Annotated in this window: 21 protein-coding genes and 2 pseudogenes; 5 read left to right on the forward strand and 18 right to left on the reverse strand. The window is 36.0% G+C overall.

Annotation, left to right across the window (positions count from 1 at the left end):
- Positions 1–719 precede the first annotated feature (719 nt).
- Both RCG20_RS00955 and RCG20_RS00960 read right to left on the reverse strand, forming a co-directional pair.
- Positions 720–1682: a tRNA dihydrouridine synthase gene (locus tag RCG20_RS00955; RefSeq protein WP_308182377.1), complete on the reverse strand. Its 963-nt coding sequence runs from the start codon at positions 1680–1682 to the stop codon at positions 720–722.
- A gap of 318 nt (positions 1683–2000) precedes the next feature.
- Positions 2001–2147, reverse strand: a pseudogene (locus tag RCG20_RS00960) (DUF1203 domain-containing protein); the annotation flags it as partial.
- A gap of 22 nt (positions 2148–2169) precedes the next feature.
- Here RCG20_RS00960 and RCG20_RS00965 point away from each other — a divergent pair.
- From RCG20_RS00965 to RCG20_RS00975, 3 genes and pseudogenes are all read left to right on the forward strand, one after another.
- Positions 2170–2400 (forward strand): annotated as a pseudogene (locus tag RCG20_RS00965) (leucine--tRNA ligase); the annotation flags it as partial.
- A gap of 177 nt (positions 2401–2577) precedes the next feature.
- Positions 2578–4260 (forward strand): D-lactate dehydrogenase, encoded by a 1683-nt coding sequence (dld, locus tag RCG20_RS00970; RefSeq protein WP_308182378.1) that lies wholly within the window; start codon positions 2578–2580, stop codon positions 4258–4260.
- Between the two features lie 231 nt (positions 4261–4491).
- Positions 4492–5822 (forward strand): IS3 family transposase gene (locus tag RCG20_RS00975; RefSeq protein ID WP_374120492.1). Its coding sequence is split into 2 segments (ribosomal slippage): positions 4492–4903 and positions 4903–5822, totalling 1332 coding nucleotides; the frame shifts between segments, so codons are not numbered across the junction.
- A gap of 278 nt (positions 5823–6100) precedes the next feature.
- Here the strand turns inward: RCG20_RS00975 and RCG20_RS00980 are convergent.
- The 10 genes from RCG20_RS00980 to RCG20_RS01025 form a co-directional block, all read right to left on the reverse strand.
- Positions 6101–7576 carry an aminotransferase class I/II-fold pyridoxal phosphate-dependent enzyme gene (locus tag RCG20_RS00980; protein ID WP_308184261.1) on the reverse strand — a complete coding sequence of 492 codons (1476 nt, stop codon included), beginning with the start codon at positions 7574–7576 and terminating at the stop codon, positions 6101–6103.
- Between the two features lie 256 nt (positions 7577–7832).
- Positions 7833–9056 carry a benzoate/H(+) symporter BenE family transporter gene (locus RCG20_RS00985; RefSeq protein ID WP_308182379.1) on the reverse strand — a complete coding sequence of 408 codons (1224 nt, stop codon included), beginning with the start codon at positions 9054–9056 and terminating at the stop codon, positions 7833–7835.
- 100 nt (positions 9057–9156) lie between these two features.
- Positions 9157–9606, reverse strand: a complete 450-nt coding sequence (locus RCG20_RS00990) for a hypothetical protein (RefSeq protein ID WP_308182380.1) — start codon at positions 9604–9606, stop codon at positions 9157–9159.
- Positions 9607–9652: 46 nt separating this feature from the next.
- Positions 9653–10918: a molybdopterin molybdotransferase MoeA gene (glp, locus tag RCG20_RS00995; RefSeq protein ID WP_308182381.1), complete on the reverse strand. Its 1266-nt coding sequence runs from the start codon at positions 10916–10918 to the stop codon at positions 9653–9655.
- 144 nt (positions 10919–11062) lie between these two features.
- Complete coding sequence (locus tag RCG20_RS01000) at positions 11063–11764, reverse strand: ABC transporter ATP-binding protein (RefSeq protein ID WP_308182382.1); 702 nt, start codon at positions 11762–11764, stop codon at positions 11063–11065.
- Positions 11761–12561, reverse strand: a complete 801-nt coding sequence (locus RCG20_RS01005; RefSeq protein ID WP_308182383.1) for an ABC transporter permease subunit — start codon at positions 12559–12561, stop codon at positions 11761–11763. Before RCG20_RS01005 ends, RCG20_RS01000 begins: the two co-directional genes overlap by 4 nt.
- Positions 12518–13870: a nitrous oxide reductase family maturation protein NosD gene (gene nosD, locus RCG20_RS01010; protein WP_308182384.1), complete on the reverse strand. Its 1353-nt coding sequence runs from the start codon at positions 13868–13870 to the stop codon at positions 12518–12520. The genes RCG20_RS01005 and nosD overlap by 44 nt, the downstream gene beginning before the upstream one ends.
- Positions 13867–14442 carry a hypothetical protein gene (locus RCG20_RS01015; RefSeq protein ID WP_308182385.1) on the reverse strand — a complete coding sequence of 192 codons (576 nt, stop codon included), beginning with the start codon at positions 14440–14442 and terminating at the stop codon, positions 13867–13869. The genes nosD and RCG20_RS01015 overlap by 4 nt, the downstream gene beginning before the upstream one ends.
- A 208-nt stretch (positions 14443–14650) precedes the next feature.
- Positions 14651–16534: a Sec-dependent nitrous-oxide reductase gene (gene nosZ, locus RCG20_RS01020; protein WP_308182386.1), complete on the reverse strand. Its 1884-nt coding sequence runs from the start codon at positions 16532–16534 to the stop codon at positions 14651–14653.
- A gap of 10 nt (positions 16535–16544) precedes the next feature.
- Positions 16545–16997, reverse strand: coding sequence for a cytochrome c family protein (locus tag RCG20_RS01025; protein ID WP_308182387.1), 453 nt, complete (start codon positions 16995–16997; stop codon positions 16545–16547).
- Positions 16998–17315: 318 nt separating this feature from the next.
- Between RCG20_RS01025 and RCG20_RS01030 the strand changes: the two genes are divergently transcribed.
- Positions 17316–18752, forward strand: coding sequence for a MocR-like pyridoxine biosynthesis transcription factor PdxR (locus RCG20_RS01030; protein WP_308182388.1), 1437 nt, complete (start codon positions 17316–17318; stop codon positions 18750–18752).
- Positions 18753–18831: 79 nt separating this feature from the next.
- On the opposite strand, the gene RCG20_RS01035 is transcribed toward RCG20_RS01030, so the two are convergent.
- The gene (locus RCG20_RS01035) at positions 18832–19287 is read right to left on the reverse strand and encodes a nitrilase-related carbon-nitrogen hydrolase (protein WP_308182389.1); all 456 of its coding nucleotides are present in this window, start codon (positions 19285–19287) and stop codon (positions 18832–18834) included.
- Positions 19288–19558: 271 nt separating this feature from the next.
- Between RCG20_RS01035 and RCG20_RS01040 the strand changes: the two genes are divergently transcribed.
- Positions 19559–20023, forward strand: coding sequence for a GNAT family N-acetyltransferase (locus RCG20_RS01040; protein WP_308182390.1), 465 nt, complete (start codon positions 19559–19561; stop codon positions 20021–20023).
- A 255-nt stretch (positions 20024–20278) separates the two neighbouring features.
- Here RCG20_RS01040 and RCG20_RS01045 read toward each other — a convergent pair whose 3' ends face one another.
- The 5 genes from RCG20_RS01045 to RCG20_RS01065 all read right to left on the reverse strand — a co-directional run bounded on the left by RCG20_RS01045 (position 20279) and on the right by RCG20_RS01065 (position 25148).
- Positions 20279–20449 (reverse strand): hypothetical protein, encoded by a 171-nt coding sequence (locus RCG20_RS01045; protein ID WP_308182391.1) that lies wholly within the window; start codon positions 20447–20449, stop codon positions 20279–20281.
- A 398-nt stretch (positions 20450–20847) separates the two neighbouring features.
- A complete protein-coding gene (locus tag RCG20_RS01050; protein WP_308182392.1) occupies positions 20848–21849 on the reverse strand; it encodes an SLAC1 anion channel family protein in 1002 nt (333 codons plus the stop codon).
- Between the two features lie 147 nt (positions 21850–21996).
- Entirely contained in the window at positions 21997–22668 is a 672-nt protein-coding gene (gene narI, locus RCG20_RS01055) for a respiratory nitrate reductase subunit gamma (protein WP_308182393.1), read from the reverse strand.
- A 95-nt stretch (positions 22669–22763) separates the two neighbouring features.
- Complete coding sequence (locus tag RCG20_RS01060) at positions 22764–23456, reverse strand: DUF7002 family protein (protein ID WP_308182394.1); 693 nt, start codon at positions 23454–23456, stop codon at positions 22764–22766.
- A 1320-nt stretch (positions 23457–24776) separates the two neighbouring features.
- Complete coding sequence (locus RCG20_RS01065; RefSeq protein WP_308182396.1) at positions 24777–25148, reverse strand: pyridoxamine 5'-phosphate oxidase family protein; 372 nt, start codon at positions 25146–25148, stop codon at positions 24777–24779.
- Positions 25149–25821: the final 673 nt, after the last annotated feature.

Here is a 25821-nt window from a genome sequence, read left to right on the forward strand (position 1 = left end):
CCAGTTAAAGTTTACTTTTTGTTGGAATACTCATTACTCATCTTATCCATAAATTATTACCTCCTGATTTAATTACGGATTTATACTATTACACTAACAATTTATTTCCCTAACCTTCTCTACAGAAGTGATTGTATCTTCTTTTTTTAGAAAAACAGTAGAAATTCATAACCATTGTTCTATTTATCTATTTTTAGCAACAATATGATCTCATCGGAAGGAATTTTCTGTACAGAAACACCCTTTTTGTGGCTTGATTTTTAATGTTTTTTTACTACTCGGACTCCAACAATCTACCTTTCTCTTTTAATTGTTTAAACTCTCCTTTAGTATCTTTTCATTTTGTTTGATAGGATTCTCCTAATTCATAGGATGACTGCTTTCAAAATAATCAGGTCAATATTTTAAGTATCATTTCCGTAACCAGTATTAAATGATATTAACTTTCCAATTTAAGCATTCACTTCGACTATAAGAACCATAAACTCCTCATTTTTTTTTACCCAATATTACATAAGGTTGCCATTTCACAGAAGAGATCTTAACAATAGTTAAAACAACAATTGTTTAAGAAGATTGCTTTTGATCGAAAAATGTTATAAAAAAAAGCGGAAGATTTAAAACTCCCACTGATTCATATAACGTTAATTATGTCAAAGAAGACATAGGTTTTTCCTCTAACTTTTTAAGAGTTACATCATTTCACTATTGCCATCCCATCAACATTCTTTTCCAAAGTTATCAAGCAGTGCACGCACTTCATCAGTTGATTTCGTGTTCATCAATTGATTTCTTAATTCACCAGCTCCACGGAATCCTCTGACATAAATTTTGAAAAAACGATGAAGCCCTGTGATTGAACGAGGTAGTGCTTCTGCATATTGATCTTGAAGATCAAGCTGCAGTCTTAAAAGATCAAGGTACTCTTTATGGCTATGCTCTTTTGGCTCTTTTTCAAAAGCAAAAGGATTTTTAAAAATACCTCGCCCGATCATAACCCCATCAATACCATATTGTTCAGCAAGCTGCATCCCAGTTTGACGGTCAGGAATGTCTCCATTGATTGTTAGTAGCGTATTTGGTGCGATACGGTCACGTAATTTTTTGATTTCCGGAATTAACTCCCAATGCGCATCTACTTGGCTCATTTCCTTTCTTGTACGTAAATGAATAGAAAGGTTCACAATATCCTGTTTTAAAATATGCGTTAGCCACTCCTCCCACTCATTTACATCGTTATAGCCAAGTCGTGTTTTCACACTGACTGGTAGTCCGCTCACTTTTGCCGCTTGAATAAGTTCTGCCGCAACGTCTGGACGTAGAATAAGGCCACTACCTTTCCCTCTCGATGCCACATTCGGTACAGGGCAGCCCATATTAATATCAATGCCTTTAAATCCTAGCTCTGCCATGCCAATACTTATTTGACTGAAATATTCGGGATTATCCCCCCAAATATGTGCAACCATTGGCTGTTCATCTTCAGTAAAAATCAAACGGCCACGCACACTGTTCATGCCCTCTGGATGACAATAGCTATCCGAGTTTGTAAACTCTGTAAAAAATACATCCGGTCGACCTGCTTCACTTACAACGTGACGAAAAACAACATCTGTCACATCTTCCATTGGTGCAAGTACAAAAAATGGCCGTGGTAAATCACACCAAAAATTATCTATCATTTCAAACTCAAATCCTCTCACTATAGTTACAATTTCAAACTCTCGGTCAAAAAATATAAAGCCAAATGTTCTACTTCTTTTACACTTATATCATGCTTAATAACTTATTATCAAACACACGTACATTTGGACATTTATAATTTTGTGAAAAACTATTGTGAAAATCGGCAATGTGAAAAGTGTAAATACAAAGGCAGATTATTTTCCTTCACATACTTCAAGATTGCCTTCTCGTATTCTGAATTCGCTGTTAATACAGCAAGATTGCCAACCTTTAAATCTGGATCTACTTCCTTAATATAATTTACTTATATCATTCTACACTCTTTTAACAAGGCAGTTATAGCATTCTGGTTTAGCGTTATGAATGTGAATATACTCAACTTCTTTATTATCAAAAATTTCATCTAACATTTCCATCAAATTTCCGCCTTCTGTAACCCTTGCATCTACCATCATCGAGTCGCCGAAGAACTTTGGGTGAAACTCGATTTCCTACGTTGCATGGCCAACCTTTGACGAATCATAACACGTTGTGTCAGAAGTTGAAATCGTGGTTCAAGTTAACGGCAAGCTCAAAGCAAAAAGCAAAGTCGCAAAAGATTTGTCGCGCGAGGAACTTACCGAAGTAGGGAAAGCTGCAGTTGAGCTTAACGGCAACATCGTGAAAGTCATTGCTGTGCCAAATAAACTGGTGAATATCGTGGTGAAACCGTAAAATGAATTTTTAAAAAATTTGTCAAATTTGTCAGATTTTTTTCACAAATTTATTCATTGATGTAGCTGGGTTTTAGCAAAAGTTTAACAAAGTTTGTGAATTATATGTTACTATATAATCGCTTGCAAAATCAGGAGTCCTTTTACAAGCAATTCTTTTAGTATTTAGGAGGGCATTATGGAAAATCCATTTATCATAGCACTTGAAGCGATTTTAGGTCGCAAATATATAATTACCAATCCCTCAAAAACCTTGCGTTATCGCAAAGGCTATCGCTCGGGACGCGGGGATGCACTAGCTGTTGTCAAGCCAGGAAATTTGACAGAGCTCTGGCAAATCCTAAAAACGGCTGTCAAATTTGACAAAATCGTCATTATGCAAGCGTCAAACACAAGTTTAACAGAAGGATCAATTCCTGCAGGCGGCTATGATCGTGAGGTCATCATTGTGTCAACAACAAGGATTACACACGTTCAGTTGATCAACCGAGGCAGTCAAGTTTTGGCCTTTCCGGGCACAACACTCTATACACTTGAAAATGCGTTGAAACCGCTCGGGCGAGAGCCGCATTCTGTGATTGGCTCGTCTTGTCTCGGTGCGTCGGCTATCGGCGGGATTTGCAATAACTCGGGCGGCTCGCTCGTCAAACGCGGCCCTGCTTATACGGAGCTGTCGCTTTTTGCCCGCATTGATGAAAATGGCGAGCTGCAGCTGGTGAATCACCTTGGTATCGACTTAGGCGATACACCTGAGCAAATTGTTGCCAATCTTGATGCTGGAAATTTCGATCCGAATGCTGTCCCAGAATCGCCAAAACACGGGCACGATCACACTTATCAAACGCGCGTGCGCGACATTGACGCAGATAGCCCAGCTAGATACAATGCCGACCCCAATCAGCTCTATGAATCTTCAGGTTCTGCTGGCAAAGTTGCCGTGTTCGCCGTGCGGCTCGATACTTTCCTGAAAGAACAGAATGAAAGGGTTTTCTACATCGGGACCAATACCCCGCGCGTGCTAGAATTGATTCGGAGAAAAGCACTGACGGAGTTCGAAAGTATCCCTGTCGCTGGTGAATACATGCACCGTGAAATCTACGACATCGCCAAAAAATACGGCAAAGATTCATTCATTGTCATCAATAAACTTGGAACTGACCGTTTGCCCTTCTTATTTGGCTTGAAAGCTAATACAGAGCGGATTTTGGACAAAATGAAAATCTTCAAGCCTTATCTTCCTGACCGTATCTTGCAAAAACTAAGCTATCTTTTCCCAAACCATTTGCCAAAAAGAATGGAAGAATTTCGCGAAAAGTATGAGCACCATCTGATGCTCAAAATGTCAGGCGCAGGTAGCGCTGAGGCTGAGGCTTATCTGATGGCACTTTTTAAAGAAGCTGAGGGTGATTTCTTTGTTTGCACTCCAGAAGAAGGATCGGCTGCGTTCTTGCATCGGTTTGTGGCGGCGGGCGCTGCGATTCGCTTCCAGGAGGTGCATCAAGACGAAGTCGAAGATATTTTGGCGCTTGATATCGCATTAAGGCGAAATGATATGGACTGGTTTGAAGAGCTGCCTGAGGAAATCTCGAGCCAGATTGAGCATAAGCTTTACTACGGACATTTCATTTGCCATGTGCTGCATCAGGACTACATCCTGAAAAAAGGGGTCGATGCGCATGCCTTGAAGGAAAAAATGCTGGAGCTTTTGGATGCGCGCGGTGCGATTTATCCAGCGGAGCATAATGTCGGTCACCTCTATGAAGCCGCACCATCACTGGTTGAACACTACAAAAAAGGCGACCCAACTAACAGCTTCAACCCAGGAATCGGGAAAACATCGAAACTTAAAAATTGGGTTTAATCATCATCACGTAATACCATTTTAAGAGTACACGTTTTGACAAATTTGGTTTTCAAGTAAAACGTAGAAAATAAGCTACATTTCATTTTGGTACGATTGAAAAAGGAAACTGAGAGTCCACTAAAATGTACCCTATAGAGTAGACACTTAAAAAAAGTCTACCTATAGGGTGCTTTTTTGTATAATTAAGAAATACAACAGAGAAAAACAACACGGAGACGGAGAAAAACTATGAGTAAAAAGATTTTTACAGAGAAAGAGATTAAGTTACTATCATCTAATAAATACGTTAAATCAGTTAGCTCAAAAGGAATCACTTATACGGATGAAATGAAGCATCTATTTATAGCGGAAAAAGAGAAAGGAAAGTTCGCCAGAGAAATTTTTGAAGAATGCGGATTTGATGCAGATATTTTGGGGATGGAGAGAATTCATTCAGCTAGTAAAAGATGGCAAAAAGCTTTCAAAGAAAATGGGATAAGTGGTCTACGTGATACTCGAGCTGGAAATTCAGGGCGTCCAAGAGAAAATGAACTTACTTTAGAAGAGAAAAATGCTCGTCTAGCAGCACAAATTAACTTACTAAAGGCGGAAAATGAACTTTTAAAAAAGATTCGGTTTGCAGAAAGGGGGATGAGAAAGTAGTCCTCCTTCCTTGCCAAAAATATGTCCTCATTCGTTCAGTGATTGAAAAATATCAACTTAAAGACATGGTGAGTTACTTGTGTGAAATAGCAGGTGTTTCAAGAAGTGGTTATTACAGCTATTTCTCAGCGAAGTCACAAGAACAAAGAAAACGAAAAGATGCAGAAGATGAGAAAGTAAAGGAGATTATCTTAAAAGCGTTCAATTTCAAAAATCGTAAGAAAGGTGCTCGTCAAATCAAAATGACTTTGGAGGGTCAATTTAATGTTGTCTATAATTTGAAGCGTATTCGACGGATCATGAAGAAGTATAACATTAAATGCCCCATCAGAAAGGCAAATCCTTATAGACGAATGATGAAAGCTACACAAGAACACAGAGTTGTCCCTAACCTATTGAACCGTCAATTTAAGCAAGATACGCCTGGAAAAGTGCTTCTTACAGATATCACATATTTATTTTATGGAAAAGGTCAAAAGGCTTATTTATCAACGATAAAAGATGGTTCTACCAATGAAATATTAGCCTATAATGTATCAGATCGCATGACTATCGACTTGGCAACAGACACCCTTTTAAAGTTAAAGAAAAATAGAAACTTCAAGAAAGCAAAAGATGCCTTAATTCACTCAGACCAAGGAGTTCACTACACACACCCGGACTTCCAAAAGTCAGTAAAAAAACTAGGATTACGCCAATCAATGTCAAGAAGAGGAAACTGTTGGGACAATGCCCCCCAAGAATCATTTTTTGGTCATTTCAAAGATGAGGCATACATAAAGCCTTGTGAAAACTTAGAAGAATTAAAACGTGAGATTAAACAATATATGACGTATTACAATCTCTACAGATACCAGTGGAATTTAAAAAAGATGACCCCTGTTCAATACAGAGATCATCTTCTAAAAACTGCCTAGGTTTTTTAAAATGTCCTTTACAAAGGGTACACTTTACACGGGCTTTCAGTTTTTTTATTTTAGATTTCCAATGAAAACTTCGCTAACGTTAGCGATTGCTTATCTGTAAATATACAATTTGATATTTTATACACCTAAATGCTCAATGAAATCCACTTTAATGAATGAATAAAGTTAAATATTGCTTAAATCAAAAAAATAATTCATGAGCTTAACTCTGAATTATTTCTTCAATGATCTTTTATACTTATTCTTTTGCATTTGGTATAGGACTATCTTTATATGTTAATAGCCTTATGCATTTTTACCACTCGTATTGAATTTAATTCTTCATCTTCTGCACCTTGCACCGGAAGACCAGCGTCTATGTTTTTTCTAGTATATACTAAATTTTCTTCTGTAATTATTTCACCTGGAATAAAAATAGGAATTCCAGGTGGATATACCATCACAAATTCTGCTGAAATTCTTCCTGCTGATTGTTGAAATGGAATTACCTCTGTTTCTGCATAAAAGGCATCTCTAGGTGTTAAAGCCAATACTGGAATTTCTGGCAATAATACTGAAGTAACTATATTTAAATCTGCCTGGTATTTAAATTCCGCGGAAAGTTCCTTTAATGCCTTAACAAGGATGTTCAGATCTTCAAAGGAATCCCCAAGAGTAATGATACAGAGAATGTTGTATAGATCAGATAACTCTACTTCTATATTAAATTTTTTACGAAGCCAATTCTCGGCTATATAACCGGAAATACCTAGCTCTTTGACTGAAATAAGCAATTTCGTTGGATCCATGGCAACTGCTGCATCTGTTCCTAAAACTTCACTTCCAACACAATAAAGGTGATCGATTTGATTGATTTTAATACGTGTTTCTTCTGCTTTCTTAATAGTATCCTCTAATAATGTCAGTCCCTTAGTTGCTAGAGACTTTCTGGCAACATCTAAAGATGCCAATAACAAATAAGAGGTCGAAGTTGTGGTCAACATACTTAAAATTGTTTGCACACGCATTGGCGAAACAAGATTCCCCTGCAAATTTAAAATGGAGCTTTGGGTTAACGAACCACCTAGTTTATGCACACTCGTAGCCGCCATATCCGCACCTGCCTGCATAGCAGAAAGAGGAAGATCGTGATGGAAGTGGATATGTGCACCATGCGCTTCATCTACGAGTACTGGAATATTATAGGAATGGGAGAGATTAACAATCTTTTTCAAATCGCCCGAAATTCCGAAATAAGTTGGATTAATGACTAATATCGCTTTCGTATCCGGATTTTGTTCTATTGCTCTCCCTACAGATTTAGGTGTTATCCCATGTGAAATACCAAGGATTGGATCAACTTCAGGGTGGATAAATATAGGAATTGCACCTGATAAAACAATTCCGCTCATGATTGATTTATGAACATTTCGTGGTACGAGGATTTTATCTCCAGGACCACATACAGACATTACCATAGTAATAATTGCACCGCTTGTACCTTGAACGGAAAAATATGTGTGATTAGCTCCAAATGCTTTAGAAGCTAATTCTTGGGCATTTTTTATTATCCCCTTAGGCATATGAAGATCGTCTAAAGGACCTATATTAATTAAATCAATAGAAAGGGCGTTATCACCCATAAATTCTCTAAATTTCAGATCCATTCCCTTCCCTTTTTTATGGCCAGGGATATGAAATTGAACCGGATTTTTTTTTGCATGATCAACTAGAGCGGTAAACAATGGAGTTTCAAATTGTGACAGCAATGAATAGTACACCTCTTTTTATAATCAAAAATTTGCGTTATTTATAAACTCAACAAATCAAGTTATCATTTTTTTGCTATATGTTTCACAATAAAACTTTTATCCTACTTTTTATTTATACGAACCAGGTTAAATTGTTTGCGATATAAATGGTAGATCATTTCTTCCTCGTTGCATTTTATAGAATCAGAAAAATATTGAGAACTTCCAATCTATTGTTTTTTCATCATCCCATCTCATTGGCTAAACTATTTTATTTTTCTGCCGTCTTTGCCGCAACCGCTCCTAGTATCAGTGCCCAAACAGGTGCGCTTATGTGCAGGAAGGATACCTGTGATAATGCAATAAGAAACGAAGTTAGTGCACTTAATTTATACCGATTTCCTGAAAAGCCCTTCTGCAAGCTGGAAATAAGAACACCGATTAGTGAAAATCCAGCCAGTAAAGAAACAAACGCCTGTGGAAATGATTGAATGAAAGGAACGATTTTCCATGCAAATATTCCAAAGACTAATGTTAGGAATCCAGATAATAAGGAAGCAATATAACGTTTTGATTTTGTGCCAGCGTCTGTATCAGAACAGATAGATGTCATCATACCGGCGATATTTGCGCTTTGTCCACCCAAATAGCCGGCCATGATTGAAAAAAGCCCACTTAAGGAAATGATGTTGCGAATAGGTGGTTCAAATTCTAAACTCTGCAATGCCCCTATACCTGGTGCTGCATCATTGCTTAGTATTAACATCGCGAGCGGGAGAGCAAGTGTTATCAACCCCATCCATGAAAATTCAGGCATTTGCAATGATGGAAAGAAAAAGTCAATATCCTTTGATTCTATGCTTAAATTTCCAATTGAAAACAGTGTAATAAAAGCTACAATAACAGCTACCAAAATTGGTGGAACACGCTTACTTAATCTAGAACATATAAAAAAGAAAAATAAAGCTGGCCCACCTACTAATGGCATTGCTTTAACAGATGGTATAATCTGAATAACGTAACTTGTAACTAATCCCGCTAGCATAGCTGAAATCACTTCAATTGGGACCCAGTTAATAAACTTCGAAAATAATCCCGAAATACCGATAATATATATGATCAATCCTGACATTACAAACCCGCCAATTAGTTCCGGGTAAGTAATATGAGAAGTAACAGTTGCTAAAAAAGCTACACCAGAAATCGTGTTTCCTGCAGTGATTGGAATGCGATATACTAACGACATAAAAATCCCTAAAATTCCACTAAAAAAATAGTCTGCAAATATCCAATTGATCGTTTGATGATCTGTAAAGTGGCCTGCATGCGCTGCTTTTAATATAATTAAAACAGGCCCTGTCATCACCAATATACTGGAAATCAGCCCAGAAGATATGTTTTGGCTTGTTATATCTTGGAGAAATGTAAATCTCCCATTAAGTTTTGAATGCGAGAGACCTAAACGGTTTTTAGCTTGCTTTTCTATTAATCGCATTTTCGCTACTATATCCTTTTCATTTATTTTCTGAGAATGAAGATAGGTGTACCTAAAATGTAAACCATACATGCCTTTTGAAATTATATTTATCCCAGCTCTAGTCCCTCTCCACTTCTTCTAGTAAATCCTTCACTCCCTGATAAATAAACGCAAATAGCTCTTCAATATCTTGTTCCTCCACACAAGAGAAGGCTATTCTCAATAGACCTATTTTTTTATTTTCAATGGAAGGATTATCTTTTTGCAATTTTTCTTTCCAAGCTTCGCGTAATGCCAACTTTCCAGCAGGAGGGGTATATGGGTAAATATCCGATGGAGAGTATCCCATAAAATGATCTTGTATATGCTGAAAATACATTGGGTTATTACCTTCTGTTGCAATGCCGATCGTTGCATTAAAACGATAAGCTTTTTTACTCGCTTCAGCACTTTGACTTAGAATCCCTTTTGGGTAGTACAAATTTTTCTCCAAGTTTGAAAGCATATCGTAAATAAAAGGATTTTCACATTTTAATATTTCATTTAGGTTTTCAGCCAACTCATTCATTTAGACTCCCCCTGTCTACCGTCAAAAAGGATAGCTTGAAGCTCTTCTACCAAAGTGTTCTGCTCCCCTCTTGATCATCCAGTAGTAGAACGTTGACATAATCACCTTTACTGAAACCACGGGTACCTCCGGGCAAGATTGTAAGAGAATCAGTTTTTGCTAGGCTCATAACAATATTAGACTTATCGATTCCAACAGGAGAGGTTATTAATTCTCCATTCTCAACATGCAGCTTGCTCCGAACAAAACGAGTAAATGGATTTGGTCTTGGAAAATCCGCTCCAAATTTCACCCATTCAAATTTCAAAAAAGAATTTTCACAAAACAACATTTTTCTAATAATTGGCCTTACAAACAACTCAAATCCAACGTAACTTGCTGAAGGATTCCCTGAAAGCCCAAATAATAATTTCCCACTTAATACTGTTACTGTCGTCACACTACCAGGCCTTATTGCTACTTTATTAAAAAGCACTTCCCCTTGCAGCCTTTTATATATTTCTTGCATATAATCATAATCCCCGACAGATACACCGCCTGTGGTTATTAATATATCTACTTCTTTTAATGTCTCAGAAATTTTTTTAAAACAGGTTTCAATTTCATCAGGGAGTTTTCCAAAATAAATAGGCTCGGCTCCTGCCCTGTTAACCTGAGAACTTATCATATAAGAATTGCTATTTCTTATTTTTCCATCCTGTAATTTCTCATCAACATCAAGAAGTTCTGACCCAGTTGCGAAAATGCCAACTTTCGGTTTGACAGATACATTAACTTCAGCATAACCAAATGTGGCTAGTACAGCTTTCACTCCTGGATTAATTCTTGTCCCCTTTTTAATCAATAATTCTCCACTTCTTGCTTCTTCTGCTTGATAGGAGATATTCTCCCCTTTTTTTATGTTACGTTTTATAACGATATATTTTTCACTGTTTTTTTCAATTTCTTTCACAAGTTCCAGCATAATGACTGCATCAGCACCTTTAGGAACCATTGCGCCTGTCATAATTCTTGTTGCTTCAAATGGCATCAATTCCTGTTTCGGAACCATTCCAGCACCGAGTTCTTCCATCACTTTCAATTCAATCGGTGTATGAGGAGAAACTTGCGATGTATCTTCAGATCGTATAGCATATCCATCATATCCTGATCTGGTAAATAACGGAGCATCATGTGTTGCGAAAACATCTTCGGCAAGGAAACGATCATCACAATCATCGATTGAAATTCTTTCCACTGCACCATTTAAGGAATGTAACATGATTTTTTCTATAGCAAGTCCAATTTTAATAGGGGATCTTATTTCCAGCATAAAATTCACCTCAATTTGATCATTCATTAATTAATGATAGTGAATATAGAAAAAAAGGGATGATCCAATTGTGAGAGATTTGGCTCATCCACTTTATAAGTTGTTCATCCTAATACATCAAATTTAGGATTTTTTCCTCTTACTTTATAGCCTAAAAAGAGCCTTTCCTTTAGGACCTTGCCTTGCATTTAAACAAAAATCAGACAAGTAATGGTCAGCAGTCATTTTTTCAATCGTTTGATTTTCTATCTTTATGACATGTGTTCCAACCCTTTCAATTTCAGAAAGATGGTGAGAAGAAAAAATGATTGTTATCCCAAGTTGATTTAAAGAGTGGATATCCTCAATAATTTCTAGTCGGCCACAAGGGTCAATTCCGGAGGTTGGTTCATCTAAAATGATAAGCTCCGGTTTACCAAGAAATGCGAGACTTAATCCTATCCTTTGTAGCATTCCTTTTGATAACTCCTTTATCTTTTTGTCTCTATAATTAGACATACCCGTTAAATCAAGTGCTTTTTCCAAATCGTAAATATAGCCTTTTTGAAGGGATGTGAAAAATTCAAGATTCTCAAACACAGTAAGTTGCGGATATAGCTGAAATTTTTCAGGCAGAAAAGAAATTTTGTGCATACATTTTCTTGATTTTGTTATGTCTTCCCCTAACACCTTTACAGTACCCGTGTATCCTGGAAGAAGTCCTAATATGGTTTCAAAAAATGTTGTTTTTCCTGCACCATTTCTCCCAGCTATCACACATACTTCACCTTTTTTTATATGGAGGTTCACATCCTTTAGGACATGAAATTGTTTATACCATTGGTTAACATCTGAAAGCTGTATCATTCTTTCAATCCTCCATTCTTTAAAACAAATAACCCGAGAACAAAAAATCCACCCAAATAAAGAATTAGATTTAAAGATAAAACAAGAATTGGAGAATGAAATGTAATATGGTCAAAGAGTCCGCTAAAGCTATCAAGATTATAAACATCAAGTCCAACGTATAGAAAATAGCGCATAGTGTTAATAGGTGAGAGAAAGTAAAAGATAGAAAACACAAACACGTCGCTTGATTGAATGTTCGGTACAACGTAAATCAGAATTAAATCGTAAATAAAAAGAAAAAAGAACCAAATAATTAAAATATAAGAAAGAAGCTGTAACCGGTTTTCTGTTATGCATCCCAGAAAGCTTCCTATTTGATTAAAAATCATCGCTAAGAAAAGAAGGGAAAGCAAAAAATAAAAAAATGGCCAGAATGAAACTTGGACAAAAAATTTACTGAACACAAAGACTAAAAAATAGGAAATCATCAAAACGAAGCACATGATAATATGGGCTGTAATGGATTTCCACCATAGAAATTGAACAGGTGTTACATACCGAGTCAGCAAAATTGGCATCGTCTTTTGCAATCGTTCCTGTTGAATAGAAAATGATGATAGAATCATAGACAGCAACGGGACGAAATAAATATTTGCCTTAAACAATGGAACGAAAATTTGAGGAAATGATAATTTTGAACTATAGCTTAATACCTGATAAACAATTATCAATGATATAAATAGAATCAGAAAGAAAGATGAGATTAATATCTTACTTCGATACATTTCTCTCCAATCTTTTATCAAAAATGGCATAGAATGTTCTCCTCCTTATTAGCAGGAATATCAAGAATGCAAAATAAAACAATATATTAAAAACCGTTCCGTTTTCTTTTTTCGACTGCAAAAAAATGGGGTGAGGATCATTGATTTGCGTATAATCATTGGAAATGGTTTGTTTTACAGTATCAAATATAGTTAAAGAAGGGCTGTCCAAAAGTAAATACCCCAATTGATTCTGAGCCAGAACCTCTCCAAACGAAGAAGAATAAGTATAAGGTTTATCTCCAATCCCATTATTGTCCAAATCAAAGAAAATGTTACCTGACCAGGAATTTCCAATTCCATGGTCACTCCAGTTATTTCTGTCAATCTGTCCGTTTGAAATGTACTGTATTACATTGTCATTAAATTGATTTCTAGTAAAACGGTTTTGAATGGAGCTTGTCCAGATTTCAATTCCAACTTTGTTATGAGCAATTTCATTATTAGAAAATAAATTTCGATTCGATTGATCTGCAAATAGGCCTTTTTGATTCATTGTCATCTTGTTATTTTTGATGATATTATCATTTGCAGATTGTAATAACAGTCCAAATGAAAGCATTCCGCGATTATTATAAAATTGATTATTTTCCAATTTAATCCGATTTGAATACATAATTGCTGCCCCACCGATATTATTATAAAATCGGTTATTATAAAAAGAATTATCGTTTGAATACATATAATGAAGTCCATAGCGTACATTGAAGACATTGTTACGTTGTATCAAATTTTTTCCTGAAAAGGAAAAGTACATGCCGTCTCGTGTTTGAGAAATTTTATTGGCTATTAAACGATTTCCATTTGAATAAAACATATGAACCCCGTTTCCTCGGTCCTCAGTACGGAGTTTTTTGATTCCCGTAATCGTATTTTCAGATACAGTATTTTGATTTGCCTTTTCTAAGTAGATACCATGAAGGGAATCCTCAATCTTATTTTTGACAATATGGTTCATATTCGATCGTACTTTTATTCCCGCATCATCACTTGTCAACATTCTTCCACTATTTTTCACAATAAATCCTTTTAAAGAGATTCCGTCTGCTAATAAAGTGACAACATCACCATTTCTGTTACCAACAATCGTGACCTTTCCATCTGCTACTAATGAAACCTTTTTTTTAATTTTTAGATTCCCGTAATAGATTCCGGGAGGAACAAGAATCTCCTCTCCAATTCCAGCTAATTGAATTTGATGTTGAATTTCTTCCGTTGTTTTTTTATCATCATTTATAGCATTTGTAGTCACTGGAATAACAAATAAAAATAGAATTAGAGATAAAAGTGCTTTATTCATTTTCTAAATCTCCAAGCGGCTATTACCATAAGCATAAAGGACAGACCCAATAAGTATGCTCCTAATTTGAAGCCCATTGTTGTGTGAAAATTAGCTATTTGATTCTCCCCGACCATCGGTGGTATGAAAGGTTTATAATCAATTGGAGCTTTTGGATCAAGATGCATACCGAAATCGGATAACCAGTGGTAAATATCGTATAAACCCAGTACACCTGCAATACAAAGTAAGCCCAGAACGATTACTCCATACTTCATCTTCCCTGTAAATGTGACAAGCAGAGACAAGATGGCAAATGCAATAAGAACGATAGGAATAATTTTTAACTCAGCAAAATCCTTTCCATTCACTTCCTTCATTCCAATATAATGGTTTAAGGTATTAAGAATGTCTAAGTCATTCATATTTTCCAGTTTTGTTGGATAAACAACTAAATGCAAGCCTTCTGGATACTGCGGGGCCACTAATGTCATACCCCACCATGGGAAGAAAATCGATATAATTAGTAATGCAGCGGCTACAGCAAACAAGATTTTCCCTATTGGATACAGTGAACTTTTCCATATTCTCACGATATTGATGACCTCCTAAGGCTTTATAAAGGACCGTTTTAAAAAACACCTTAAAATAAAGTAAACTTTCATCAGCGAGGCTTTTTTACCTCCCCACTGATGATTAGTTGAACAAATTAGGCTTTTACGGGCAGTTATCCCAACCTTCAAATTTTCGATTTCTTTAATCTTTGTAGTGGAGATATAAAGCCCATTCATCCGAGATAATTTATTTTGGTTTTACTAATAGGTATCCAGTCATTTCCTGATGTAAAGCTGAGCAGAAGTTTGTGCATGCCAATGGGAATACCCCCGACTGGTCAGCGGTAAATTCAAAAGAGTTCGTTTCTCCTGGCTGGATTTCCATGTTCTCGTTATATGATGTGATTCCAAGACCGTGAGTAATGTCTTCATCTAAATCAATATTCGTTATATAGAAAGTAACTTTGTCGCCCTGGTTTACATGAACGACGTCAGGAGTCTTACTTTTTGCATCAAAGACAAAGTGAGAACGCACCGCTATCCCGTAAACATCAACTTTATTTCCATGTCGCACGATATGTGCATCTTTTTCTTTCCACACAGAATTAGGTCGTTTCGTGTCTTTTGGATAGACTTCAATTGTTTTTATTTTATCTGCTTTCACCATTTGTGCGTAGTGAGGTTCTGGGTCCGCAGGAGCACTGTAAAGCATCTTCATTTTCTCCCCAGAAATATCGATTAACTGCAAACTTTCCGGATGTGACGGTCCTACAGATAAATAAGAATCCTTTGAAAGTTTATTTAAAGCGACCAAATAATTTCCGTCAGGTGATACAGAGTCACCTTCTGCTGCAGCCGCGTGGCCTGGTGAATATTGAACAGGGATTTTGTCAATGACTTTACCAGTTTTAATATTAAATTTAGTTATTGCACTATCAATAAACAAGGTAGTATAGGCATTTCCACGACCATCAAATTGTGTATGTAATGGTCCTAAACCTACTTCAACTTCTTTATGGCGAACCGACTCATACTTAATAACCGGTAAACCTTTGGCCTCGCCCTGAAAATCTTTATTTTTTATCGCTTTAAAAGTCTTTTCCCAGTCGTAAATTGTTGCGGTTGGCGATAGCTTTCCACTTGAGATATAATATTTTCCATCTGGAGTTACATCAACACCGTGTGGGCTTTTAGCCACTGGGACAAGAAAAACATATCCAGGTGTTTTCACTGGATCAAACATTTTCGCTCCATTAATTACGCTGTAGCTTCCTTTTGCAACTTCTTTCTCGATCCCTTTCCAGTTGAAAATAACCAGATAATCGCGGTCGTTTTGAGAAGCGCCGACTTCCAGGGTTGTATTTGCTTCTTCTGTATTATAAGTTGACATGACCCCCCAACCGTCGGATGATTTTTTCCCTGCGTCCGACAAATCATAAGACCATGGCGGAAGCATTACTTCCCAAGCTAGGTGTAATTTTTTCTTATTGAAATCGTATTGTACAGCCCCCATAACGCCTTTATACTTCTCTTTAAACTGGCTTACGTCAGCATATTCATGTCCGATTGGTGCTGAAAATCGAGTTGGTAAAAATATATATTCCGAGTTAGGTGTTACAAATGCTGCACAGTGTGGACCATTTAAATTTGCAATAGGTCCCAAAATGTCAACAGTTTTAAAGGTTTTAAGGTCAATAGCAGCAGCCCGATTATTTTGAATATCTGTTGCAAATAATGTACGGCCATCATACTCCCCTTTTGTCTCACTAATGGCAACATGGTGAAGATCTCCCCATGTAAATTTACCTAACATTTTTTTGGATTCTGTCGTCCATCCGTACCCTGCGGCTGATTCAGGCGTAAAGACAGGGATTGTACGGATACGCCTCATAGATGGAACACCGTATACAAAAACATTACCAGAGTGGCCACCAGAAGCAAAAAGGTAATACGTATCCAGCTTTCCTGGTGGAACATATGTTTTTTCGGCAGCTGATTCATTTGCTCCTAACTTTGAGTTATTTGCTGAGTTAAGTTGCTTAAAGTTTACAAAAAATACAACAGCAATTAAGACTCCTACTAACAAGCCCGAAATGAGTGGTGTAAACCACCCTTTTTTAACTCCATTCATTATTTCCCCCCTACTCTTCTGTTAATAGCTTACTGATTTTATCTTTTTGTTCCCCAGTTAGCTTCAGGTTTCCAAGAACTCCTGCCATAACTGGACTTTTTGGATTATCCAAATAATCGCGAAGTTTCATTCCGTATTTATCCTTAATAACTGTTCCCATCATTGGTTTCGTTAAATCTGGTCCTTGCTTTCCACCATCTAGCCCATACTTTGACATCGAGTGACAGGTGATACAGGTCGCTTTAACAAAAATCTGTGCTTCTGGATTTGTTGTTGTTTTCACCGAGTTGTCTTGTTGTTTAGCTGTTTCTTTTTTGGCTGCCTTCTCTGTCTGATCTTTTGATTTGACAGATTCAGATGCACTAACAGGTGCATTTGTATGGGTAACTATTTTGACAATCCCAATTGTTAAAACCAAACCAATAATAAGGCCAACTGAAAAAACGCTTAGAAATTTAGTCATTCCTTCACCTCCTCTATCCATTTTTGTTTTCCTGTTGCAATTAAGAAATTACTCTATTAGCAAGGTGTAAAATGTGATTTTGCTCACATTCATGTTTGTATTCATTAAATAGTAAAAAGATTGTTAAAGAAGTAAAAACTTTAAAAATTGGATCTTGTCGTGAGGAAAAAGTGGATGGGCCAAGTCTTCAAAAAATGGAAAATTACCGTGGGATTTATCTATTATTTCATTAGTGACTTGACAATTAGCATGGTTTAACGATTTAATTTCACTGTTGGTGCATATCCCATTAGACATAAATAAAGAGGGGGTTAGTTGATGGAATGGAAGCCCGATAAACAAAGCGATATCCCTTTATACCAACAAATTGCTAATTATATTCAAAAAAGAATTGCCTATGGTGAATATCCGCCAGGTACGATTTTGCCCTCCGAACGTAATTTAGCTAAAGAACTGGATGTAAATAGAGGCACCATTATTTCTGCGTACGATGTGTTATATTCAAATGGTATGGTGGAACGTATAAAGGGGAGTGGCACAAAAGTTAATAAGGACATGTGGGGATTATCTCGCACACGAATCCCTAACTGGGACCTTTATGTTGAACGTGGTTCTTTTTTGCCTAACCTCCCGCTATATCAGCATATTCAAGAGGAAATTCATGAAAAGAATTTAATTAACTTTGCCAGCGGTGAACTCGCACATGATTTAATGCCTTATGAAGTGTTTAGGGATATCCTAACCAAGCATGATTTTCATCAATCACTTGGATACGAGCATCCTCAAGGTAACTTGGACCTTCGGGAAAAGATTGTTAACCATTTAAAAGAATTTAAAAGCATCGAATGCTCAAGTCAATCTATCCTAATAACTTCTGGAGCCCAACAAGCTCTACATCTTGTCATTCAATGTTTGTTAAATAAAGGCGATTCTATCGCTTATGAAGATCCTTCGTATGCTCATTCACTCCCGACATTTCGAGCAGCGGGATTAAAAACCTTTAAACTTCCGATAGGAAAGAATGGTTTAAATCCCGAGGATATATTATATCTGTATAAAAAGCATAAAATTAAAATGGTATTCCTCAACCCTATTTTTCAGAATCCAACAGGAACTGTTTTATCTTTAGAAAAAAGGAAAAGGGTCTTAGCCATTACACAAGAATTTGGAATCCCCGTTGTGGAAGATGATCCATACAGCTTAATTTCATTGAACGATCGTATAAATACCTCCACACTAAAGTCACTGGACAAAAGTGGAACAGTCCTTTACATTAGTTCGCTTTCAAAATTGGCAGCTTCAGGACTCCGTATTGGTTGGATCGTTGGTCCAAATAATGTGATCCAGCGCTTGGCGGATGCTAAACAACAAATAGATTTTGGACATAGTATTTTCCCACAATGGGTTGCTGCTGAATTTCTAAAATCAGATTTATTTGAAGTGAATTTAGAGCACTTAAAGCTAAAACTAATTGAAAAGAGAAATACATTGATCTCTTCGTTACAAGAAGAACTATCAAATCATCTTTCATTTCAGATACCAGAAGGCGGAATACATTTATGGTGTCGTCTTAACAATGAGGTTAATGAATACAAATTACTAGAAATGTCTTTAAAAAATGGAGTTGCTTTTGTGCCTGGAAGTTTGCTTGGCACAAAAACCGGAAACATTAGATTAACATTTGGAAGAGTTGAGACTCATTTAATTCAGGAAGGTGTCTTAAGATTGAAAAATGCTTTAATGAAACTAAAATGATAATATTTTATAAACTTAAAATTCTAATGTCACAATAAAGACTTCACTCGATACAATGAGTGAAGTCTTATTATGCTCTCTAAATAAATTGAAACGATTCACGATTATTTTGGAAGAATTGGTCATCATTTTTTGATACTTTCCTGAAAGACCCATCTGGTCCAAAAAATAATAGACTACTCTGGGGAGTTCCTCCACTATATTCGACCTCACTATCATTAACCCCAACAACCAGGTAGATTCCTACTTTCTTAGCTGCTTCTCCAATCTTTTTAATTGTATCAACGGGGACAGGTACAGAATTTTCTCCATAACCAAGCCAGTCTTTTTGTCCATTCATCTTCCGACTGCTTAAATTTATTCCAATGCTTAAACCTCCAGGAATAAAGATTTCTGGAAAAATAACTACATTTGCTCCCTTTTCTGCAGCCTGTATAATCATGGTAACGGCTTGGGCTGTTTTCGCTTCACAATCCATAATAACCAAAGGTGCTTGGACAACAGCTACACGTGCATTTTGATTTTTATCGTTCAATTTAATCTCTCCTATAATAAATAATAATCTATTTTAGTTTTTATGATAAAAGGTAGAGAAGGAAATAGAACCATCCAATTTAACAATAATTATATCAGCCACTTTTTGTAATTGAACTCTTAAGATAAAATGCCTTTAGCAATCATATAGTTTTACTTCTTACCGATATTTCTCAATTGACTATATTAAATTTACTTTTTCTTAAACATAGTCTTACTATCAAGAATGATTTCACCCAAATCAGTTACTACAATTGGAGGATGATTTTCAGTTGACAAAAATATCAAATAAACAGATCACGATTGACATTGCTCCGCTGAGAGCTGAGGACCGAAAGCGCTGGAATATCTTAGCCAGAAACTATAAAAAATTTTATGAGACTGAGCTCCCCGACTCCACTTACGACGAGGTTTGGGAATGTCTACTTCATGAAGATATAATTTTCGGCCTTGGTGCGTATCTTCAAGGAAACCTGGTTGGTATCACTCACTACCTGTTTCATCCCACTTTCTGGATGGAAAATGCGTGTTACCTACAAGACCTTTTCGTAGACGAAGCTGCCCGAGGGTATGGAGTTGCTCGTGCACTCATTGAGCGTGTAGCTCAAGAGGCACGCGAACATAACGCTTCAAAGCTCTACTGGCAAACCCGCCAGGACAATGCTACTGCTCGTGCTCTCTATGACAAAATTGCTTTTCACAAAGGTTTTATTCGCTACGACTATCCGCTTGATTAAAAAAATCATGACATCATCACATCCATAATGTAAATATTTAGTAACTTTTTCTTTTCCTTATTCAACTAAACTTTCCGTTTACTTGAATAAGGAAAAAGCGATCCTTCGATATTTAAGCATCGCACCCCGTTAGCCACACATGAATCAGAGCTTCACTACAGAAAATGTAAGAAATATTACGTTCTTACATGGTAGTTGAATAACAAACATTAAGGTAGTCTCAACATGAGACTACCTTAATGTTTTATCTATTATTTAAATGGTCTTTTTACCGATTAAAATCTCCAAATCAACAGCTATTTTAGCAGACTCCTTATTTAGAAAGGATTTTACTCGTTCCTTTGTTGCTATCCAAGTTAAAGGAGTCATTTCAACCAACCACTGAATTACAGGAGACTCAATTGTAATTTCAACTTTATCTATCATTTAATCACCTGCTATCTATGGAAAGTATATTGAATACTTATTATATCAATATATAAATTTGTTTTAAGAAACAGAACTTACCCATTTTGAAGGTTAAAAATCCACTCAATTATGGGCAAATTAATTTGATAAGGTCCATATATCCGTAAACCGAATATAAACCTCATTAATTTTGCCTTACAACAAATTCTTTTTTTTTACAAACCATTGTTTTTCAAAAAATTCGATTTCAAGTCGGTTGGGTTAGTCATCCTATAAGGGATAATACAAATACATTTCCTTTATTTGCAATTTTAACTTCCCTTCTACCATTACCCATATAGTCCAATTTAGCATTTTGCATGACGAGCAAAAAGGAGTCCCTCTTTTCAGGTGCTCCTTTTTCACTCACAGCTTGTTTAGGCTTTTAAAAGTTCACCTTTAAACAATTTAACTAATGTCCGAATTAGGATATCAATAATCACAATTGTGACACTGGCAAGGATAAGCGCAGCAATTATCTTAATCGGCCAGGTGTTCACTACCACAGCATATTTAAACGCGGCGTTGCTCAAAGCGGCCATCGGGAAGCTTACAGCCCACCATGATGGAAAGTATGGAAAGCCAGGTTTAAATACCTTAGAAAAGATAATAAGGAACATGAACAGTCCAAAATAGAATAGAATGGATGCAAACATATCAACACCGTGGATAATGTTGGTATAAGACAAGAAACCTACTTCAAACGGTGCAATCAAAATCATATATGAAGGAGTCATTGGTAATGGCATCTTATCATGATGCAACAATCGCGAAAAAATTAACGTAAAAAAAACAAGTGCTAATATACTTCCAATAGCAAATGTAAAAAGATTCAATTCTCTAGCCCATCCAAACGGCATTGTTCCTCCTGCAATAGCTACGTTCAGCGTCCCCACGGTACCAATCAACCAAGGTGGTGTAACATGGGTTACTTCTTGAGTTCGTTTCAGCAAGCGGTCAACGATGATATACGCCAAAACGACACTTACAATCGTACCAATCATCCAGAAAATTTGACTCAGAACTGCACTATAAGGACTTATCACAATTGATAATAGCAAGATCGCAATTATAATGGTTCCAAAAAAGTGGACACCAATTGGACTCTGAAATTCTGTAGCCACTTTATAAGGGAAACGAATTAGCTTAATCAGATAAGCGATACCGAGAACTAGAAAATCAAGTATTGCAACCCATCCTATGATTTCCCCAATAATAGCAGGTGTTCCAAAAAAATGATGGGAGTGTCTCCATGCCAAGGCGAGACCAGATAGTCCCATAACGGAACCAAATAAGTCAACTGGCAAGTATTGTAAGGAACTTACATTGACTGATTTCCTTTCATTATCTATCGCCGCATTTTCAAATCCATTTGTCATTTGTTTCACCACTTTCCATAGAATCTTATTTTTAATCTTGATTAAAATTTTTTGTCATGTAAGTGTTATTGTCCGCACCTCTTTTTTCGGATTTAGACCGTTGCAATGCCCATGCCATCAGTGTTGGCTCGGTAAAACCGAATGAAATTACCGCTTTTTCATTAATTTCCTTTTATGCAAGTATTCGATTGGCATACTCCATCCATGTATTAATCCCGTAAAGGGTGAAATACCTACTAAAGCAAATGAGAGAAGGACATGTATCTGGTAAATTAATGGTGCATGCACCATCAATTCTGAATTCGGTCTGAATGTAATTAGAAGCCTTACCCAAGGTCCTATGATTTTTCGATAATCAAACGTGCTAGTATTTGAACTATAAACAGTTGCATAAATTCCAGTTCCAATAATTAAAAATAGAAGAATTCCAACCATAAATTGACTAATGCTGCTATTAACTCGAAACTGTCTTATCATAAATCTCCTAATAACAAGTAACGCAATCGCTATGAAAGTGACTATTCCGAAAAAGCCCCCAAAGTATATCGCAAAACTATGATAGACTTTATCTGAGAAACCAATACCTCTCAAAATTGTTATTGGAAAAAGTAATCCTACAACATGTCCCAAAAAAATAACAAGAATCCCAAAATGGAAAAGCTTTATTTCCCATCTTATATCTTTCTTTTCTAAAAGGTTTTGCGCCTTTTTACGCCACATACTCTGATTAGTATTAAATCGATAAATGTGGCCTATCAAAAAAATTACCAACATTAAATACGGGTAGATTTCCCAAATCAATTGATTCCAAGTAATCATTTTCGCGTGCTCCTTAAGATTTGATTAAAAACATTAATGAACAAATTCAACTATAGATAATGTAGAGCAATATTGTTGAAACTTTTTAATAATACTTAATCAAATGTCCCATCAAACTCAACAATATTCTTTGTATATTTCCTCCATTTTTTTGTGACGTCAGTAATATTCCTACAGTATAGAGCCTTAATATATTTGGATATATTACTTAATTCATTCAAAACGAGAATCTCATGTATTTCAGATGGTTTACTTGGCACAAGATTATTTTTGACCAATCCGAATTGATTCAAAGGTAAAAACATTCGTAGACTTTTCTTATATGAGCAACGTGAAGGAAATCTTGGTGAACTTCCCGAGTCATACTTTGATAACTTGATATTATTATAGTTATCATGCAACAAAAGATCGGCATCAAATTCAAATACTACGAAGGATTCATTAGGTTCCCTTCTACTATAAGCATTAATCATGGATTGACAATTTCGTTTTGTTGGCCATAAGAACACATTCTTATCAATATATGACCTAAATTCCTCCTGTGTTGTATCAGGATGCATCACAGCATCAGCGATCCGAAGATGAGCATTCGCTATAAATAAATATCCCTGATAGTCCACAATCTTAGCTGTTTCACGACGTCGATAAGACAATGAAGGCTCGACTTTATGACTCGAAAACAATGCATCGAAATTTGCAATGGAAGGTAAATTTTTTAATCTTGTAAAATGATAAAGAGATTTCCTTAGCTGACTTTTTGTTAAATTTCGAATAATAGAATCTTTCATTTTTGACCTCGAATTTTTTAAAGACTTTTTCCATCTAAGAACTTGGTAAACCTGTCAGAAATATTTAGATAAGGCAAAAAATATTCGGATGTGTTTATATAAACCTGTAAAAACATAAGAATTGAGCGAAAAAATAAGAATGGCAGTAGGGAAAACCCAAGATCACCAACCAGTAAACATAAGTAGTATCAATATAATTCCAAAATCCAATTTATTTTCCATCCCTTCTAGTTAAAGAATAGCCCGTCATGGATCTACTCTTTTTTTTAAAAAAGGATTTTTTTCAGATAAACAATCTCAATTTTCTCATGTAGGGGACCGTTTTGCTCAGTTCACTTCTTAAGCTCCAGCCATTCTTGATCTTCCTGGAAGGCCTGGAAGTTCCATTCACGAGATGCCGCGTCCCGATGCTCAAGCACATAATACAAACGATCTTTCGACCCGTCTTCATCCAACCAAAAATTCGTAACCTTCATACAAAGATTCTTATCGTATCATCCCGAAACCTATCCAGTAACGCTTGCATGCGACCGGGAATCACATGGTACTAAAGACTTAACGATCCCCAATTTTTTTGCCAACGTTGTCCAGATTATACACGATGGAACAGCTGCCAATCATACTATTACCCAAACGAGGAATTATTATCTAAGCTTGGACTCTTTGCAACGATAGATACGAAACGTACCTCTGACTATATATCCCAACCCTTCCAAACCATAGGATGCAATCAGCCAAGGAAGCCATTCTCTAGGAGGAACTCTCGTAAAGATTTCTTGTTTATCCTTTCGCTTAATACTGGAAGCGGGATCTTTGAGAAAAAGCCTTATAAAAAAAGAAAGATAATGCCTAAAATTGCTAGCCCTATCCAAGCCCCTTCCCATTTAAACAATTGGTTTAATATCTAAATCGGCTACAATAGTGGCAGTACCAGCGAAGCTGCGAATTCGGCAAACAGACGGAAATAAATGGAAACAAGTGTAGTACAGCCACTTTTTCCTAGGGAAAAGTGGCTGCTGTCGAAAAATACTTGCAAAAAATATCCTGTTCAAGCCCATTATAGAGCTGGTATAAAGTTGCTAAAATTACTCAACAATCGCGCCCGTCTGCTTAACTTTACAATGTCTTTTATATGGATACCGACAATATGATTGATGTTCAATGCAACAAAGTTGTTTTTTACGTTAGAACAATTTGAATACCAAGTTGGAGATCGAAATCAAATCAAAGTCCCCCTCAATATTTATTTGATTTCCTTAGCCAACTCCAAAAAAAGTGTCGTCTTATTGATAATGGCGACACTTTTTCTTCATATAATAACTAAATCAATTGCTTTGCAGATGAAACTGTTATCTCTATTACTCTGCTTAAAAAAGGAAACTTTTCTTTCATCATTTCAAAATCTGAACCTGATTCAACAAATTTTGCAGTTCCTTCAATTAAGAAACCTGTTCCTGGGTATTGATAGCCCATAACTTCTTTACTACCCAAAGAGATCTTTACATTATTATTTTGCTCAACGTTTTTTTGTGTTCCTTGCATTCCACCTGCAGGTATTAATATTCTGTCATCAGGTGTTACATTGATATGTGAGTTCCAAGTGCATGCTAAGTGTGGTTCGTTATTATTCCAAGATACTATTGTAACTACCCCTTCATGGGATATAACTTCATGTAATTTTTCATTTAACATTTAAATTCCTCCATTAAAGTAATTAAAGCAATAATAATATGTGTAGGCTAAATTGACCATTTAACTCTCCTAATCCGATTTTTCTCGGGGTAAAAAAGTTAATAATCATTACCCAAAGAGTGCATTATGGTTAGTTGATCTTTAATTTTCCAATTTTTGCTGATTCAAATATTTTTTCAAAAATTCAGCTCACCCCTTTTTAATCTAAAACACAACACGAATACGTTTTAGAACATGTTTTAATACGCGTTCTAATTTTATTTGCTAGTAAATCAATTGTCAAGCCTATAATTTATAAAAGTGTGGTATATCCCATAACAAATCATTTTAAAATATTCCATCCTAAATAAATAATTTGTATAAGAAACTAAAGCCATCCTTTCGCAAACCATTATTTTTGTAATAATAAAATGTAAATTTCAATCTCAAAATATATAAATCTTTGATAGTTGAATAATCCATAACAGAATGCATGAATATTCCATTAGTGAACCATTTACATTGAGAGGCATATATAGTAGCTTGCTGTTGGCGTTGCCTCATTTATTGTAACTGCCTACAAGATTATCAAACTTATATATACAGAGGCTCAATGTCATTGATAAATATATTTACAAAGGAATATTACTACATTTTTATGTTAGAAATTTTCTCCAATTTCATTTCAACATGT

The sequence above is a fragment of the Neobacillus sp. PS3-40 genome (genome assembly GCF_030915485.1).
In the GTDB taxonomy this organism is placed as follows: domain Bacteria; phylum Bacillota; class Bacilli; order Bacillales; family Cytobacillaceae; genus JAUZPL01.

Bases quoted from the DNA above. Each gene is read 5' to 3' on its own strand.
- RCG20_RS00955 (WP_308182377.1), bottom strand. From the start codon at position 1,682: ATGATAGATAATTTTTGGTGTGATTTACCACGGCCATTTTTTGTACTT.
- dld (WP_308182378.1), top strand. From the start codon at position 2,578: ATGGAAAATCCATTTATCATAGCACTTGAAGCGATTTTAGGTCGCAAA.
- RCG20_RS00985 (WP_308182379.1), bottom strand. From the start codon at position 9,056: ATGCGATTAATAGAAAAGCAAGCTAAAAACCGTTTAGGTCTCTCGCAT.
- RCG20_RS00990 (WP_308182380.1), bottom strand. From the start codon at position 9,606: ATGAATGAGTTGGCTGAAAACCTAAATGAAATATTAAAATGTGAAAAT.
- glp (WP_308182381.1), bottom strand. From the start codon at position 10,918: ATGCTGGAAATAAGATCCCCTATTAAAATTGGACTTGCTATAGAAAAA.
- RCG20_RS01000 (WP_308182382.1), bottom strand. From the start codon at position 11,764: ATGATACAGCTTTCAGATGTTAACCAATGGTATAAACAATTTCATGTC.
- RCG20_RS01005 (WP_308182383.1), bottom strand. From the start codon at position 12,561: ATGCCATTTTTGATAAAAGATTGGAGAGAAATGTATCGAAGTAAGATA.
- nosD (WP_308182384.1), bottom strand. From the start codon at position 13,870: ATGAATAAAGCACTTTTATCTCTAATTCTATTTTTATTTGTTATTCCA.
- nosZ (WP_308182386.1), bottom strand. From the start codon at position 16,534: ATGAATGGAGTTAAAAAAGGGTGGTTTACACCACTCATTTCGGGCTTG.
- RCG20_RS01025 (WP_308182387.1), bottom strand. From the start codon at position 16,997: ATGACTAAATTTCTAAGCGTTTTTTCAGTTGGCCTTATTATTGGTTTG.
- RCG20_RS01030 (WP_308182388.1), top strand. From the start codon at position 17,316: ATGGAATGGAAGCCCGATAAACAAAGCGATATCCCTTTATACCAACAA.
- RCG20_RS01045 (WP_308182391.1), bottom strand. From the start codon at position 20,449: ATGATAGATAAAGTTGAAATTACAATTGAGTCTCCTGTAATTCAGTGG.
- RCG20_RS01050 (WP_308182392.1), bottom strand. From the start codon at position 21,849: ATGACAAATGGATTTGAAAATGCGGCGATAGATAATGAAAGGAAATCA.
- narI (WP_308182393.1), bottom strand. From the start codon at position 22,668: ATGATTACTTGGAATCAATTGATTTGGGAAATCTACCCGTATTTAATG.
- RCG20_RS01060 (WP_308182394.1), bottom strand. From the start codon at position 23,456: ATGAAAGATTCTATTATTCGAAATTTAACAAAAAGTCAGCTAAGGAAA.
- RCG20_RS01065 (WP_308182396.1), bottom strand. From the start codon at position 25,148: ATGTTAAATGAAAAATTACATGAAGTTATATCCCATGAAGGGGTAGTT.